The sequence below is a fragment of the Mycoplasma sp. 6243 genome, assembly GCF_051200785.1.
Lineage (GTDB): Bacteria > Bacillota_I > Bacilli_A > Mycoplasmatales > Metamycoplasmataceae > Mycoplasmopsis.
Map to the genome: position 1 here is coordinate 509,951 of NZ_CP195154.1, position 17,828 is coordinate 527,778.

The window sequence follows — 17,828 nt, forward strand, 5'->3', positions numbered from 1 at the left end:
CCTAAGCAAATTATATTTATAACATTAACTTACTCCGATTGTGATAGCATCAACAAATTTGGTGAAATTGAATTTTTCTTGACTTGGATTATTGAAATTGTATTGATCAATGGTTTGTTTTCATGCATTTTTGATTTGTTCTCTAAATGTATCAGAGAATGTTCCAGCAGGTTCTTCAAATGTATGGATTTCATCTGGTTTATTAATTGCTTCTTTTGCTTCCGCTAACACAACTTGAAGATATTTATTTGTACCACTCTTAGTTTTAGCAAATTTATCAGGATCTAAATTAACTAAGTCATTTGTTCCTGAAATATAAGACATTCCTTGTTCTAAGGTTCTTAAAGGTGTGTTTGTAATAGTATTTTTATCAACTTTAAAGTCAAAGGTTTTTGTAGTAGTAATCAATCATTTTACAAAAGCACGAGTTGCATCTTCATCAATATCATTTGATTTAACACCCATCAATGAAGGTCCTTGAAGGTATAAAACATTTTTATCGGTTGACTTTGCAGATCATTTTTTAGGTGTTGGTAGAGCAAATAATTCATCTTCGGAAAGAACATCAGTAGCATTTAATTTACGTTTGTGCAATCCAACTTCATTTAAAGCATTAGTAAATTTATTGTCTGTATCATCAATATTTTTTTCATAATCTTTATATTCTGTTGTATCCGTTTTTAGAACATCTTTTAATATCACGAATGCAAATGAATCACCTGATGAATTTTTCATATCAATAATTTCAACTTTAGAATCTGTTTTATCTTTTAACATATCTTTAGCTTTTTTGATAAAATTAGTGTTTTTTGGATTATCTTTTAATGAAACAATATAACCTAAGTTTTTAGCACTTGTTTTAAGATTTTCAATTTTAGTTTTATTTGCATCATCAGCAGGAAGTAAATCATATTTTCCAATTGAAATATCATTACCTTTATCATCTTTTGGAATAGAAGATCATACAAAATTTTTAAAATCACCATAAACAGCTAGAATATTTGATTTGTATTTATTATATAATTCTTCAATTGCAGATGTACTTCCATCTCTATTTTTCTTAAATGTAGGATTTTGGATAAAAGTAAATGTGTTAGATTTTGATGGTTCAAATGAGAAGTTACCACTTTTATCATCAATTTCAGTTGCACCATCATTTTTAATATCTTTATAATTTTTTGAATATCCTGCAGTTGAACCGATTGAAAATGCGATTTTATGTTTAATTTGATCAGTTGATGAATATTGTCCGCCCGGAAAACCATAAATTGCTTTGGTTTCAAATCCCTCAGTAAATTTATCTCAAATTTGTTGTGATACAGTATATGCATCACTACCTTTGCTTTTTAAAGCGTTATATTGAATTACGGTTTTATCATTTTGACGAATCGCTGTTGAAATCATTTTTGAGTAATCAGCACCTAAGCTAGAAAATAATGCTGAATCATAAACTCCAACCATATCATCGATTCCGAAAACATGTAATGATGTATCATTTGTCTTTGCTGAGTTTGTAAATAAACTTTGCATAGTTTTTGAGAAATTAATAATTCCTGTATATGTTCCGAATAAATCATCCTTAGTTATAGTTTTATTTGGATCTAAATATCCTGCATTTTTCAGGATATCTTGTGCATTGGCAACAGGAGCTCCTCAAATTGCTGTAACGCTATTGTGATCAGCATGTGATTTATCAATAATATCATTGAATTCATTACTAATTTTTACACCTTTAGCTTTCATTTCATTTAAAAAGTATCCTAAAACAGGTGCATTAATTGATAAAACATTTGAACTTTTGAATAATGGAAGAATGTATGTTCCTGGTTTGGTAATATTTTCAGTTGTATAGTTTGCATTAACGAAACTTTTAGCAAAATCATCTAAATCAGTATTTAAAGATTTATCTTGTGAATTGAAATTTAATAATAAATTTTCTCCATTGCTATTTAAAACTGAAGCAATTACAGGATAACCGATTAATAAATTATAATAATCTTGTTGTTCTTCTTTTTTTAATCCGTGTATAGCTGCAATTTGTTTTCCAACATTTTGCACCCCGTCTGGATAACTGTTTCCATAGTTATCTACCCTAACTATTTCAGCAGCAGCAGAGATTCCTAATTCATTTAGTTTTGCTTCTTTTTGTTCGTCGGTTGCATTTTGATTATCATTTATGAATTTTTGATAATTGCTAACTAAATCATTATATACATCAACAATAGCTCTAATTGTATTACCTTGAACACCACTTTGAGAAAAGGTAATTCCTAATTTAATATATCTATTCCCGTTGGAATCTTTCTTTTCTTTTTGACCATGACTTCTATTGTTTTTATCATTTTGAGCATTTTGAATCCGATCTTCTTGTGTCGCAGTTTCTAAGTCGCTTTTGATAACTAATGAACCTGGGTTACCTGGATTCCCTGGTGTAGTCGCACTACCACCACCAGTATTATTTCCTTCACCACTTGAAGATTTACCACCTCCACATGCAGCGGCCAGTGTTACTGTGGCACTACCTGCTAAACCTGATAAAGTCAGTAAATATTTTTTAAACTTCTTTGACATATTATGTATATCTCCTAAATTATTTATTTATGTTATATAGAGCAGAAATTTTATTTCTGTATAAATTATATATTATTTTCTATAGTAAGTTTTAATATGCTTATTTTATAAGGTTATTTAATAATCTTTTGCTAAGAAGTGAAAATTCATTTCATATTTTTTTCATAAGTAACAAAAAGAACCAATATGGTTCTAACGATTTATTGACAGTTGATAAATAACATTAACAGCCTTTGACATCTTTAATAAAGTTTGTAGTTCTTTAGCAAACTCAGGATTTTTAATGAATTTATCAAATTCGTTAAAATTGCTTCAACGTTCAATTACTAAAATTTTATCATCTGCTTGTATTCCGTATTCAAAAGATAAATTAGTTTCTTGCATACGTGTTTTTTGTGTAAAAACATATAAATAATCAATAAAACCCTTCATTTTTTCAGGATTAATTATATATTGTGTGGCTTTTGTGTAAATCATTTAGTTTCCTTTTTTGATGCGATTAAATAAAATAAAATGTGATTTAGGGATGATGTTATCAAATTTATGAAAATTAGTTATTTGTTGAAAATTAAAACCAGATATGCATAAAGCATCTGCAACTTCTGCAACTTTTTTAGGTAGTAAAATAGATAAATATGCTGAAACAGCATAAATTCCATTTAATAATACTAATAAAATTTTTTCCAATCTGATTAAATCATTTGTTAGTGTTCAAGGTTTAGTTACATCAATATATTTGTTTAAATTATCTGATAAATTTGTTGCAATTGTAAATGCTTTATGGATTTGATAGCGATCAAATTCATAACAAAAACTTTCTTTTGATTCTTTAATTTGTTCAAGCATTTGTAAGTCTTCGTTTAAATATTCATTTGTTTTTAAAGGTCTGTTAAAACTATTTGAAATCATCTTTAAGGTGCGTGATACTAAATTACCATAATTATTTATTAAATGTGAATTAATAACATCAATAAAACGATCTTCATCAAAGATTAAATCTTCACCTAAGCCAAATTGCGAAATAAAGAAATATTTAATCATTTCAGGATGGTATTTAGAGACTAAATCAAAGGGATCTACTACATTGCCTTTTGATTTAGACATCTTTCCTTGTGATGTAACAATTCAACCATGTGCCTGGATGCGATTTGGTTGCTTGATATTTAATGCTTTCAAAAAGATTGGTCAATAAATCATATGAAAACGCGAAATTTCTTTACCTAAAATATGTACAACTTCAGAGTTTTCGTTGTTTCAATATTTATTAAAATCACTCGGTTTATCAACATCATTTATATCAAAATCTAATGCACTGATGTAATTACATAAAGCATCTAATCATACATATAAAGTATGATTATTATCTTCGTTGATTTTAATCCCTCAGTTAATATTAGTTCTTGTTACTGATAAATCTTCTAAACCTTTGTTAATGAAGTTAACTAACATCTCATGTTCTGTTTTTTTAGGGAATAGAAAGTCTGGATTACTATCAATATATTCTTTGAGTCAATTTTCAAATAGTTTCATTTTAAAAAAGTAACTATCTTCACTTACTTTTGTAAGTACATGTCCTGAAGCTGGATGATAAAGTTTTCCATCTTTTTTAATTGCTTGTGCTTCGGTTAAAAACTCTTCATCTGAAATTGAATATCATCCTTGATATTTACCTTTATAAATATATCCTTGCTTTAAAAAATAACTAAAAATATCCTTAACTATTTGTTTATGTTTTGTAGATGTTGTTCTTGAAAAATAATGATAATTAATATCAAAAACTTCTCACATATGCTTAAATTTACTTACAACTTGATCCACAAATTGCTGGGGTGCTAAATTATGTTCCTGTGCAATTTGTTGAATTTTTTGTCCGTGTTCATCAGAACCAGTGAGCATTTTAACATCATAACCTTGACTTTTTTTATAATTTGTAATCGCTCAAGCAAGTGTGGTAGTAAATAAATGTCCAATGTGTAAGTTTCCGCTTGCATAATAAATAGGAGTAGTAATATAAAAAGTTTTTTTCATCTTATTCCTTATTTAATTTTATAGGTTTATACAGTTGTTTTATTTGTGGTAGATAATTATGATTATTTAAATCTTTTGCATCGTGAAGATATAAATTAGGTAAAAAGTGTGAACCTCAGCCGGCTTGATATCGCGCTTCAATTAAAACAAATTTTGCTTTATCTTGCAACCTCGGATGCACAAATTGAATGCGTTTAGGTTCGAAATTGTATTTACGCAATAATTCAAATGCATCGATGCAACGTTCTACAGGTAAAACTAGTGATAAAAATCCTTTTTGTTCTATTATTTTTGAGCAACCTAAGATTAATTCATCTAAATTAAGTGTAATTTCGTGGGTTGCAATCAATTTTGCTTTTGATATATCTTGCTTAATTTTGGATGCATCAAAACGATAAAAAGGTGGGTTGCAAAAAATTATTTGATATTTTTTTTGATTTTGTTGATTAAATTGCTTTCAGTATAAATTAAAATCAGCATTAATCACATTTATTTGCTTATCAAGTTCGTTCAAAGCTACATTAAATTTTGCTAACTGTATTGCTTGTTGCTGTATTTCAATTGCATCAATATGTAGTTTTTCACTGCGTGCTGCGATAAAAATTGATAAAGCAGCATTATTAGTTCCTATTTCTAGAGCATTTGTAAAATGATTTGATAAAAACACAAAATTACCCAGTAAAATTGTATCAACTGAGTAATTAAACATCGTTTTGTCTTGGTAAACATATAAATCACTATCAAAACCTAAAGAGTTTTTGATTCAGTTTTGTCTTGGTAATTTATTTTCTAATTCGTTCATAATGGAATTTTTTCTTAACATATTCAGTATATAAATCAGCAAGGCAGCAATCTATTTTACCTTCAACTAAATCAACATCTAAAACAACAATATCGACATAATCACCAATAGCAAAGGTGCGTTTTTTTGAAATTAATTTAGTAAGGTTTTCGTTAGGTTCATAAATATCATCGATTAATGTAGTTTTGTGAACTAAACCAGATGCCATAAAGTCAAATTCCACAAAGAAACCAAAATTAAGCACACTAACAATTTGGACTTTAAAGGTTTGTCCAACTTTGTTTTTTAAAAATTCTGCAAATTTTAAATCATTAACACTGCGTTCGATTTGAACTGCCTTTTGTTCAGAACGAGTATTTAGATCGCCATAAATACTGATTTGATGTTTATATTCAGCAAGATTCTTTTTATTTTTATTGATAATAAAGTCACGAATGATGCGATGGATTACTAAATCTGGGTAACGACGAATTGGACTGGTGAAATGACAATAGAACTTTGATGCTAGTCCGAAATGTCCGATGTTATCTGGTGAATAAACTGCCTTTTGCATTGTACGTAAAAATAGTAATTTAATAAAATCATCATTGCGCATTTGCTTTACATGATTTACAAAATCAGCAAATTTATTAGGTTTAATACTAGTTTTTGGATTGATTGCTTCACTGATTATATTAATTGCATTCAATGAGTTTGATAGTAATGTTAATTTTTCAGCATCGGGAGCCTCATGAACACGGTATAAAACAGGTAATTTATGATCAAACAAGAATTTAGCAACTGTTTCGTTGGCTCTAACCATAAAGTCTTCAATTAGCACCTCAGAAAAACCACGATCATTGATTAAAACTTCTTTAACAGTTCCATCATCGTTAAGTTTAATTTTCGGTTCAGGAAGTTCAAAGTCAACATAACCTTGTTTAATTTTATATTTATGTAAAATTAAACTCAGTTCCTTAGCATCATTTAACATCTGTTTTAGTTGTGATACTTGCTTTGGATCACTTTCTTCATTAATTAAACCACTTTGATAATACTTATCAACTTGTTTATAGGTTAAGCGAAACTTACTTTCTATGATTCCTTGAATAATTTTTGTTGAAACGTTATTCCCATCCTTATCAATTTCCATTTCACAACCCATAACAAAACGTCGAACATTTGGATTAAGAGAACAAATTCCGTTTGATAATTCAATAGGAAGCATCGGAATAACACGATCAGGTAGATAAATACTTGTTCCACGTTTTAGTGCTTCATGATCAATTTCACTACCAGATTTAACATAATAGGAAACATCTGCAATATATACACCTAAAAAGTAATTTCCATTATCTAATTTTTTAACATAAATTGAATCATCGAAGTCTTTGGTATCATCACCATCGATGGTAACAATCATTTTATCAGTTAAATCAACACGATTTTTTAAATCTTCATTGTCTATTGTTTGCGGGATGTTTGCAACTTCAGAAGTCATTGCATCTGGAAAATTTGATGGAGCTTTAATATGCTCAAGGTATGATTTAACATACACCATCGGGTCAGCTTCATTGGTAATTACTTTAATAATTTTAATTGAAACGGTTTTTCCATCATATTTAATAATTTTTGCAACTACTAAATCATTAAATTTTGTTTCAACATTTGATTCGATAATATTTCATGTTACATTTTTCATCCGAGTTTCAACAGGGATAAAATAAGTTGAATAATTTTTATGTTTTATAAAACCAATGACTTCTTTGTTACCACGTTCTAAAACTTTTACAACTACACCAGAGTTTAATTGGTTTTTATCTTCATATGGGTTTGAATAAACATACACAAAAACCTTGTCGTTATTCATTGCACCGTTGAAATTGAAGTTTTTAATAAAAACACGATCCTTAGTTTTATTTACTTCATCAATGTTATAGTCAACAAAACCAAATTGACCTTTAGCATTGACATTTAAAATACCCTCAATTTTATCAACTAAAACTGGTGCATAGTATTCATCGTTAACATTTTTAAATAACTTATATTCTCGTTGTAATAAAGATAATAAACTTGTTAGTTCACGATTGTTCTTAGGCAGAATCCGAAAACGTCTTGCTATATCTAAAAAACTTCTTGATTTAGCAGACTGGATGTATTTTAAAACTTTTTCTTTATTCATAATTTAATGAACAAAAACCCTTAATAAAATTGCAATTACAAATAACAAAATTCCCAATGCAATCATAGTATATTTTAAGGCTTTTTTAACTCCCCTTTCTTTTGAAATTTTAAATAAATCAAGGTCCCCAGAACCGACTAATGCACCCGAAAAACCATTTGAATCAGGTGACATTAAAAAGGAGACAATTAAGATTACAAAAGATATAATAATTAAAATTACTGTTAATGCGATCATGATTTCCTTATAAGTTTTATTATTATATATTATTCTATTTTTTTCTTAATATTTTGATTATAAATATCTTAATTTATTAATTTTGTTTTACAACTCATCATATGCTATGTATTTTCATTTTTATAAAGATATAATATAATTAAAATTATGCAAAAAAAATGAAAATATAAATTTTTATCATTGTTATCAACCATTGCTACTACCACAACATTAATAGCTGCAGCTTGTTCACCTAAGCAACAAGTCAGCAGTTCTGAAAATGTTGTAGATAAAGAAGCAGAGAACAAAGAAAACGAGATAAAAATCCAAAATCAACGAATAGAAACTTTGCAAAAAGTACATAATTATGCTTTTAATTTAGTCATCCCACAGATTATTACACAGGTAACAAAAAGTGCTAATGATTTATTAAATAACAAAGATAAACAGAAGCAATTCGTAGAGAATCCTGAATTAAAAAACCAAATTACACAATTAACTAAATACGATGACTTGTTTAATGGTTTTAATGATATTAATAAGAAACTTTTAGAAACAAACTTTTATCAAAATAAGCCATACTATAATTTCACAGCGAAAATCACTAATATAGGTCGTATAATTTTTCAAAATCGTATATATATAATTTCACAAATACTTCAAACTAATCAAGAAGATGCAGAGAAAATAACTGATTATGTAAAAAAATATAGCGAAATATATGCACTTTTGAATTTTTCAGCTCGTTTATATTGATCAGAAAGTGTTTTAAAAGTTCTGTCTAACGATAAACAAATCGATCAAAATAAAATAACCGATATTCAAAAAGAATCTATCAATTTTCACAGTCATATTGATGATATTTTAAAACAAATTCAAGAAACTAACTATTTAGAAAATAATGAAATAATTACAAAAGTCGAAGATTTAACAAAAAAACTAAATGATACATTTTTAAAACTTAATGAGTTTTGAAAAACTTATTTACAATTAGAACATAAAAAGCAAATATGAAGTTTTGCTATAGGTAAATATAAAGATACTAAATTGGAGATAGAAAATCAAATCATAGATAATTATGAACCTTTATCTAGTTATATTGATAAATTAAGCAAAGATAAAGATGAAAAAGAGAAGAATGCAAACGAAACAAGAATTCAGCAACTTAAAAACCTTCATGAAAAACTTTTAAAAGAAGGTAATACACCAGAAACAGATGTAAGAAATGATGTTGATTATCAATTCTTTTTACCTGTAAATGCTACTTTTAAATATCGCGATAATCAATATCCTGCTAATTTATTTTTAACTGTATATTCAAAGGATAATACTGGTAAATTTAGGTTAAATGACTTTGATTTGGATGATAATACTACAAATTTATCTACACTTATTCCAGATGATGTAAAACATTTTGCTAAACTTACTTTATCTCATAAAGATTTTGTTAACTTATATGCTTCATATTTTAATGTAAGAGAAATGATTCTTAATCCAGAAGATGAGCAAGCATTACAACCATATAAACTAGCTTTAATCAATTTATTTACAGTAAATTCAGCAAATTATGATAAAGCAGACAATGTATTAAAACTAGGTTTATTAAATGAATTTGATAACGGTAATTATAATTATAATGCCGACAGTTTTGAAGGCAGCATCCCAGGATTATTCTCAAATTTTGCATTATTTTTCAATAAAGATAGTTTTATAGAAAATTCTAATGTTGATTTATTCTTCCAAATTTCAGATGATTTATATAATTATCTAGATGCTTTAAATAAAAAGCAGAATGCAAATAAGCAACCAAATGAATCGGAATTAAAAGAAAATATATTCAAAATTGAAATTCAATATCAATAAAAGTCCCTAATTTAGGGACTTTTATGATTGATTTAGTTTATTAAATTTCTTAGCTAGTTCAACTGCTTTATCTTTGGCTGGATTATCCATTGATAAAGCTTGTAAAATAGGGATTCCAGTAACTATACCGTTTATTAATCCAATTGCTAAACCTGATTTACCTTCAAGTAATAATTCCACTGCTTTAATTCCCATCACAGATGATAAAACACGTTCAGCAGCAGTTGGTCTACCCCCACGTTGGATGTGATTCAGTGGATTAATACGAGTTTCCCATTTGGTTGCTTGTTGAATTAATGAACGCAGTAAATTTAAATCATATTTTTTTTCAGAAATTACAATCATAATGCTGCGACGTCATGATTGTTTTGATAACTCTAGTGCTTTTTCAACAATTTCTTCGTTAGAAAGATTTAATTCAGCGGTTGCAATGATTTCAGCACCAGTAGCTAAACCAGAATATAAAGTTAAATCACCACAACCATTTCCCATTACTTCAACTAACATAATGCGTTTATGACTTTGTGCTGTATCACGAATGCGATCAATAGCTTCTACCACGGTGTTTAATGCGGTATCATAACCGATGGTTACATCGCTTGAAGCGATATCATTATCAATTGTACCTGGCAAACCAATAGTTTTTACACCTAATTCGTGTAATAACTGAGCACCTTTATAACTTCCATCTCCACCGATAACAACTAATGCTTCGATACCAAGTTCTTTTAGGTTTTTTACAGCAACTAAACGAGTTTTTTCATCTTTAAACTCTGGATAACGGGCTGAATAAATACATGTCCCACCTTGGTTGATATAGTTGTCTAAATTAACTTTTTCAGATGGGATTATTTCATTATTGCATAAACCTTTATATCCTTCAAATACTAAATAACTTTGGATTCCGTTTGCTTTTGCAGTTTTTACAATCGCTCTTAATGCATTATTCATTCCAGGTGCGTCACCACCAGAAGTTAATATAGCAATTTTCTTCATTATTCTCCTATCTTACAATATCAAGTAAGTTTTTTAATAAACAAACTACAGTAACAGGTCCTACTCCACCCGGAACAGGGGTAATGGCTGAAACTTTATCCTTTACAGATTCAAAGTCTACATCACCTGCTAATGTATCGCTAAGTTGACTATCTAAATTAGTTCCTACATCGATTACGATCGCACCTTCTTTAACATTCATTGCTTTAACATACTTAGCAACACCGATAGCAACAATTATAATATCACCACTTTCCACACCCTTTAAACCAGTGCGTTCGTTATAGGTGGCTACATCTGCACCCATACGCTTGATAATATGAGCAATAGGTTTACCAACCACTTTACTACGTCCTACAACACACACTTTTTTACCTTTAACATCAATATTATGATACTCCATTAATTCTAAGACAGCCCTTGCGGTAGCTGGAACAAAATGCTTAGTAGGAATATCGTTATAAAGTGTAAATTCATTTTTTGCACTAAGTCCATCAACATCTTTTTCGTGTGGGACCGCATCTAATATCACTTGCTGGGGTATATGTGCAGGCAAAGGTAGTTGGATGATAACTCCGGTAGATTTTTCATTTATAATATCAAGTTTCTTAAGTAGTAGCTTTTGTGTAATGGTTTCAGGGAATTTATATAATGTTCCTTTTAAACCGATTTCTTCACATTTTTTTAATTTAGCTGCTACATATTTATTTGATGCTGGATTATCTCCGACCTGCACAATTGATAAATTTGGTTTATCTTCATCATCAAGTTGTGCAACTTCTGCTTTTAATTTTAAAAGTTCTGCATGTGCTAATTCTTTTCCACTTAGTATTTTCATTTAAGCTCCTTTTGGTATTTTTCTAGGTCTTGTGAATATTTTTGTAACTTAATTCGTTCTGCTTCAACTTTTTCAGCAGGTGCAGAAGAAACAAATTTTTGGTTTGAAAGCATATTTTTAGCTCGCTGTATTTCAAATTCAGTATCCTTAATTTTTTTCAACAGGTCTGCTTTATTTTTTTCTTTTAAAGCTGCATCTACTTTAATATAAAGGTTTTTACCTTGAATAGAAATAAGAAAATCATTATTTTCTGAAACTAGCGCATTAGCTAATTTATTAATCATTTCAATAGCATTTTTAGGTAAATTGCCTTGATAATCGTAATATATAACATCTTTTTTTGAGATTTTATTATCATCGCGGAAGCGACGAATAGCGGTAGTTATTTCGATTACTTCATCAATATATTCAATACCTTTTTTGATTTTCAAAATAGGCCATTTTGCTTCTAAAAGCTCTGTATTATAGATATTTTTGTATAAATAATCGGTTAAAAAAGGTAAGAATGGGTGTAGAATAATTAATGTTTTTTGTAACACTTGCAATGCAATCTTTTTATTAGAATTAGTTTTTAAAAATTCAACATATCAACCACTTAAATCATTAAAAATATATTTGTATATTTCACTGCCGAGTACAGCAAAATCATATTTATTAACAAACTTGCTTATTTTTCTTGACAAGAATGCGAGTTTGTTAAAAATTCATTTATCAGCTGGACTTAATGATTTATCCTTTAAATCAGGAAGTTCTTTAATGTAGTTTGCTATATTTCATAATTTATTATTTACTCTTCATGCGGCTTCAACTTTTTCGCTTGAAAAACGAATGTCCATTCCAGGTGCTGTATTAGTTAGCAAAAATCAACGAAGAGCATCGGAACCATATTGATCAATTAATTGCATTGGATCTACTCCGTTATTAAATGATTTTGACATTTTTCGTCCATCTTCAGCACGAATTAATCCGTGAAATAGCAATTGTTTAAACGGTATTTGTTTCATGAATTCTAAACTCATAAAATACATTCTAGCAACCCAAAAGAAGATAATATCATAACCTGTAACTAATAAAGATGTAGGGTAAAATCTTTTTAATAATAGATCATTCAAATCAGGTCAATTTAAGAAAGTAAATGGTGCTATCCCTGATGAAAATCAAGTATCAAGAACATCAGGATCTTGAATCCAATTTGGACCAGGACTGTCTATTTGGACTTTAATTTGATCTTGATAATATCAAACCGGTAATCGATGTCCTCACCAAAGCTGACGTGAAATGGTTCAATCATGCACATTTTCCATCCATTGCTTCATTGTGTCTTTAAGCCTATTCGGATAGAATTTAACTCCATTTTTGGATTTTAAATCATTTAATATATGATTTTTTAACTTATCCATTTTCACAAATCATTGTGGAAGCACCAATGTCTCAACAACTGATTTAGAACGATCAGAAACAGCAACATTTGAAATTACATCTTCTGCTTTTTCAAGCATATTTTGCTCTTTTAAGTAGTTAGCAATTGCTAAACGTGCTTGAAAACGTTCCATTTTATCAAAAGCACAACCAGGAGCATTAATAAAACCGTTTTTATCAATAGTTTCATTAATTTGTAAGTTTAACCTTGTTATTATTTCAATGTCTGCTTCAGAATGTGCAGATAATTTCATTAAACCACTTCCAAATTTTGGGTCAACATATGAATCAGCTATAATTGGAAGTATTTTCTTAGTAATCGGGTGCACAACAAACATCCCCTGATATTTTTGATAACGAATATCAGTCGGATTATAAACAACAGCAACATCACTTAGCAGTGTTTCAGTACGCACAGTAGCAATAATCAATGATTCATTTGAATTATAAATTGGGTATTTAATATAATACATTTTTTGTTGGGTAGGTACATTATTAACTTCAATATTTGAAAGGGCAGTTTGTAATTTTATATCCCAACTGATTGCTCGCATTCCTTTGTATAATAAACCTTTGTTATACATATCAACAAATACTTTTTGCACTGCAGCACTAGCTTTTTCATCTAAGGTAAAGCGTGCATTTTGATAATCGAGAGCTAATCCCATCTTGTATCATTGTTGTTTAAATATTTCAGCATACTTATGCTTTCATTCTCAAACTCGCTTGATAAATTCGTTGCGACCTAAATCGTGTCGAGTTTTACCTTCACTTTTAAAAATAACATCTTCAACCTTAGATTGAGTGGCAATTCCGGCATGATCCATACCGGGAATTCACATCACATCATAACCTTTAAGTTTTTTATAACGAATAATTGTGTCAGGAATATATGAATCAAGAGCATGCCCTAAATGTAGCATCCCGGTTACATTCGGAGGCGGAAGCAAGATTGAAAAAGGTTTTTTCTTAACATCGTGGGTAATAAAATATTTTTTATCACGTCATTTTGCTTCTATACCTTTTTCAACTAATTTATGATCATAATTTTTGTTCATAAATCCTCCTTTTAAAGAAGTTATAATAAATCTTTATATATTATAAACTATTTCATAAATTTTCTAGGGAAATGCTAAAAATATCTGAAATATTATTCAAAACTTTACATAGTTACAATGTATAAAAATTATATAGCATAAAGCAGGATTAATCACTTTTTTACCAGTTTTTTTAATACCATAAAAAATTTAATTTAAGATTTTTCTGTTTTACTTTTTATAATAAAACACCTTTATATAAAAATATAAAAAACAAAATCTGAAAAAGTGAGCTTGTAGCAAATAAAATATTTGCGTATCTGCCACAGATATAAAGTTTTTTGTTTCTTTTTTTCAAAAAGAAAATTCCCATACTATTTTTGCATTAGTAGGCGGGGTTAGAGGTGGTAAAAAGTGAGAAACCCTTAAAAAACATTTGTATGTGTATGTTTTAAACGATTTTCCTGTAAAGGAAAATCCTAAGACTGCTTGTGGTAAAATATTCATAAATTTTGTTTGTTTGATTTTATAAATTTGTGATGTTATCGAGTTTTTTACGAGCATCTTTCGAGTTCATCTAGTATTTGTTGCAATATTTTTATTTCATCAATTTGTATATTTATCAGATGAAGCAATTTTTCTAATTTTTAAATCAAGTAATTTTATTAAAGGAGAAACCACTCGAAAGAAGTCTTGATATGATTTATACTTCTTTTTACCCCTAATAGCGAGCGTTTTTCGAGATGCTATTTTCTCATAATGAGTCATATCTTTTGTAGATATCGGTTTTGCTTCATATCTTTTATTTTTGGTTCTAAAATATAATTTTTCGTCTGTTCCTATGACAAATTTTATATCTGTGCTGCTATTAATTTTAATTCTTTTGTCATTTTCATAGGGTGCATAATTTACATTATTATAAGTTACTGCAGCAGCATTAATTTTTCTTTTTATCTCTAAATCAAAGTAATTTTCTAGGTATTCTTTATGTGGTTGTCTAAAGAAATTACTTTGTGGATTTTGTATAACACTTTTTCTTGTAATATTTAAATAATTCATTAATTCACCTATATTTTGGTTCAATTCTTCAATTGTTTTATAATTGTGGTCTTTTATTCAACTTGGAATTCTCTTTTGTGCAAAAATCTCAAAAACGTTCAATATGTGGTTTTCCGTTTGATTCAGAAGTGGTTATAAATTCTATTCCTAAATCTCTTACTAGCATTATATGTAGAAGCATTTGATTCAGCAGAATTATAAAAATTCTTTCTGTTATCTGTAATAATCATTTGTGGAATTCCATAATTATTTATCATTTTTTCAATATTTGATTGATGTCCATTTAATGATTCTGCTTTTTTCTCAAAATGTAATGACAAAATTAAACCTGTTGCTACATCAATGGAACCAATTAATGTTATTTCTTTATTATTTAAGAATTTGTGTGAGCATCCATCTATTTCTACCCTTTGACCAAATGAGAAATTTCGTCTTTGTTCGGTTCTAATTACTTCTTTTTCTTAGGTTTTTAAAAACCATATTATCAAAAAGATATTCCTTATTCGTTAATTTTGCATACTTTACATATTTTTTGCAGAATTTTTGCTCACTTTTATAAGCAAAAGCAGATGTAACACCTAATTTTATTAGTCTTTTATGAAATTGAGAGTAAGATATATTCGAGTTTATTTTTTCATTATATAAAAACAAACTCAAATATGAATCTGTTGAACTCTTCCCGTCGCTGAGTGAGGAGTTTTTATTATTATAATCTTCTGCTAATTTCTTTATCTCTTCATTTTGAGTATTTTCAGGCATGAATGTTATCTCTATTCTTATGAAGAACAAATTTTTTAATAAACTTCTTCTCCCTTTTATATAATTTTTCTTATATTTAATAACAGTTACGAGAGATTTTTCCGATTTTTTTGCTAAACTCTGTATTGTTAAATCACTAAATTGCATTACTGTTTGTAAATTTATCAGTCTTGTTTTTTCGAAATTAGATAATTCAAAGTTATTGTTCATTATTAAATCCTTACAAAATTATATACTATAGTAATTAGTAAAATTTTGTTTAATAATTCACGAATTTTCTAGGGAAATGCTAAAAATAATATAAACTTATGCAACTTTGTGGAACAATAAACTAAAAGTATGTTTATTTAGTGTAAAAATATTAAAAAAAACTACATAAGATGCAGTTCTTAATTTGTATTAGGATGTTCAATTTCACAATTATGTGTGTGATCGCTATTTTGTTTTAGTAGTTGTGTATATTCTTTTGAAGAAAGATTTTGTGATTGATTTTGTGGGTTTACAATTGCTTTTTTAAAGTCAATAAATCATTTGAATAATAAATATACTCCTCAAACAATAAATCCAATTACCATAAATACAATATAACTTAATATTGTTATTAATTGTGAACTATCATATGCTTCACCTACAATAGGTGGAATAAATGTAATTAATAATACTATAATAATTAAGATACTTGTAATAATGTATACTAACTTTTCTCATAATGGAGACTTAACTTCATTGCGCAATTTTTTCGAAAGAACTAATACTGCTATAATAGCAAGTAAATATTGCACAAAGAAGACTAAATTACCTGCATTTAAGATAGTTTCAAATTGATCTGGTACACCCAATAAACCTGGTAGAATTGTAAAGATAATCATTGAAGCTATAGTAATGGATGCTGCAAAAACGATTGCTTTACGGTGTTGTCCGTTTTTAGCTACTTGTGATAATTGACTTGGTAAAAATCCATCTTGAGCTAATGGAACAACTGCTTTTGCATAATATATCATTGAAAAGACGGTTGAAGTAACTTGTCTAAATAAAAGTCCGATAGTAAATATAATCAATCCTGCAATTCCCATAACCTTATTCATTATTGCAGCGGTATAATTCGAGATAGTTTTTGTTGAAACACTTGATGAATCAATAAAAATAAACATTAAATAAAATACTAAATAAATGAATAAGATGATACCAAAAACAGAAAGCAAGATTTTTCTAAAGTTTTTCGCTTCAACTTCTGTTGATAAACCTGATAATCCTTCTACTCCACCATACGCATATATGAAACTTAAGATTGAACTTATTATCATAAATGGTGTAACTTTTTCTGTGTTTTTAATAAATGAATTACCTGGATTTTGAATTAATAAAGCTATAACAGAAGCAAAAATAATAGCAATAACAATCCATTTTACATAGGCTGTTCAAACAATAACTTTTTTAGAAATACCAAAATTTAATGCTGAAATAATTGTTAAAACAATAAAAAATATTAATGCTAAAAGTTGTATTAACAATGAATATTTCTCATAGACTGATGAATTGTTGATAAATAATCTAATAATAGATATAAAGAACAAAGGTGTAGTTGCAGAAAACAAGGGAGCCTGCAAGAACTGGTTTCATCCATTAAAATATCATAGTCATCTTTTTTTCGGGAATGCTTTTTTAACAAAAACATATGATCCACCAACTTCTTTTGAATACATTTGGGTTCCACGTGCAAAAGCAAGCATAACACCACCTGCAATAAAGGAAGTAATAGCAAATACTAAAATACTGTAACTACCTGTTTTTAAAACACTAGCAATCGAGGCAAGAAGACCAAATCCGACGATATAATTAATACCGTAGAAAAGAAAATTCTTTCCTTTAATTTTTTTCATTTAATTACTCCTAATATATTGATTTTTAATTATATATCAATAAATAATAGCAAAAAATTAATTTTTTCCTAAAAAAATGATAAAAATTTAACTTTTTAGTTATATAAATCCTGTTATAAAAGTATATATAGTATTTGATATTATAAAATATCAAAATATTTTACTTTTTTTGTTTCTAATTTGTTCTTTTGTTGTTCTC

At 28.0% G+C, this 17,828-nt stretch carries 14 protein-coding genes; 1 reads left to right on the plus strand and 13 read right to left on the minus strand.

Annotation, left to right across the window (positions count from 1 at the left end):
* Positions 1 to 24 precede the first annotated feature (24 nt).
* The 6 genes from ACR82Z_RS02210 to secG all read right to left on the minus strand — a co-directional run bounded on the left by ACR82Z_RS02210 (position 25) and on the right by secG (position 7,799).
* Positions 25 to 2,571 (minus strand): P68 family surface lipoprotein, encoded by a 2,547-nt coding sequence (locus ACR82Z_RS02210; protein WP_435130545.1) that lies wholly within the window; start codon positions 2,569 to 2,571, stop codon positions 25 to 27.
* Between the two features lie 192 nt (positions 2,572 to 2,763).
* Positions 2,764 to 3,048 (minus strand): antibiotic biosynthesis monooxygenase, encoded by a 285-nt coding sequence (locus ACR82Z_RS02215; protein WP_435130547.1) that lies wholly within the window; start codon positions 3,046 to 3,048, stop codon positions 2,764 to 2,766.
* Complete coding sequence (metG, locus tag ACR82Z_RS02220) at positions 3,049 to 4,599, minus strand: methionine--tRNA ligase (protein WP_435130549.1); 1,551 nt, start codon at positions 4,597 to 4,599, stop codon at positions 3,049 to 3,051.
* A 1-nt stretch (position 4,600) separates the two neighbouring features.
* Complete coding sequence (locus ACR82Z_RS02225) at positions 4,601 to 5,401, minus strand: tRNA1(Val) (adenine(37)-N6)-methyltransferase (RefSeq protein WP_435130551.1); 801 nt, start codon at positions 5,399 to 5,401, stop codon at positions 4,601 to 4,603.
* A complete protein-coding gene (rnr, locus tag ACR82Z_RS02230; protein ID WP_435130553.1) occupies positions 5,382 to 7,562 on the minus strand; it encodes a ribonuclease R in 2,181 nt (726 codons plus the stop codon). Before rnr ends, ACR82Z_RS02225 begins: the two co-directional genes overlap by 20 nt.
* Positions 7,563 to 7,565: 3 nt before the next feature.
* A complete protein-coding gene (secG, locus tag ACR82Z_RS02235; RefSeq protein WP_435130555.1) occupies positions 7,566 to 7,799 on the minus strand; it encodes a preprotein translocase subunit SecG in 234 nt (77 codons plus the stop codon).
* A gap of 147 nt (positions 7,800 to 7,946) precedes the next feature.
* Here secG and ACR82Z_RS02240 point away from each other — a divergent pair, with 147 nt between their 5' ends.
* Entirely contained in the window at positions 7,947 to 9,641 is a 1,695-nt protein-coding gene (locus tag ACR82Z_RS02240) for a hypothetical protein (RefSeq protein ID WP_435130557.1), read from the plus strand.
* Positions 9,642 to 9,662: 21 nt separating this feature from the next.
* Here the strand turns inward: ACR82Z_RS02240 and pfkA are convergent, their stop codons facing one another.
* The 7 genes from pfkA to ACR82Z_RS02275 form a co-directional block, all read right to left on the minus strand.
* Complete coding sequence (pfkA, locus tag ACR82Z_RS02245) at positions 9,663 to 10,637, minus strand: 6-phosphofructokinase (protein WP_435130559.1); 975 nt, start codon at positions 10,635 to 10,637, stop codon at positions 9,663 to 9,665.
* Positions 10,638 to 10,644: 7 nt separating this feature from the next.
* Positions 10,645 to 11,475 (minus strand): bifunctional 5,10-methylenetetrahydrofolate dehydrogenase/5,10-methenyltetrahydrofolate cyclohydrolase, encoded by an 831-nt coding sequence (locus ACR82Z_RS02250; RefSeq protein WP_435130561.1) that lies wholly within the window; start codon positions 11,473 to 11,475, stop codon positions 10,645 to 10,647.
* Positions 11,463 to 13,952 (minus strand): valine--tRNA ligase, encoded by a 2,490-nt coding sequence (locus ACR82Z_RS02255; protein WP_435130563.1) that lies wholly within the window; start codon positions 13,950 to 13,952, stop codon positions 11,463 to 11,465. The genes ACR82Z_RS02250 and ACR82Z_RS02255 overlap by 13 nt, the downstream gene beginning before the upstream one ends.
* A 210-nt stretch (positions 13,953 to 14,162) precedes the next feature.
* A complete protein-coding gene (locus ACR82Z_RS02260; protein WP_435130565.1) occupies positions 14,163 to 15,092 on the minus strand; it encodes a hypothetical protein in 930 nt (309 codons plus the stop codon).
* Positions 15,044 to 15,310, minus strand: a complete 267-nt coding sequence (locus tag ACR82Z_RS02265; RefSeq protein WP_435130567.1) for a hypothetical protein — start codon at positions 15,308 to 15,310, stop codon at positions 15,044 to 15,046. Before ACR82Z_RS02265 ends, ACR82Z_RS02260 begins: the two co-directional genes overlap by 49 nt.
* A 124-nt stretch (positions 15,311 to 15,434) precedes the next feature.
* Positions 15,435 to 15,959 carry a hypothetical protein gene (locus ACR82Z_RS02270; protein WP_435130569.1) on the minus strand — a complete coding sequence of 175 codons (525 nt, stop codon included), beginning with the start codon at positions 15,957 to 15,959 and terminating at the stop codon, positions 15,435 to 15,437.
* A gap of 179 nt (positions 15,960 to 16,138) precedes the next feature.
* Positions 16,139 to 17,629, minus strand: a complete 1,491-nt coding sequence (locus ACR82Z_RS02275) for an APC family permease (RefSeq protein WP_435130571.1) — start codon at positions 17,627 to 17,629, stop codon at positions 16,139 to 16,141.
* Positions 17,630 to 17,828: the final 199 nt, after the last annotated feature.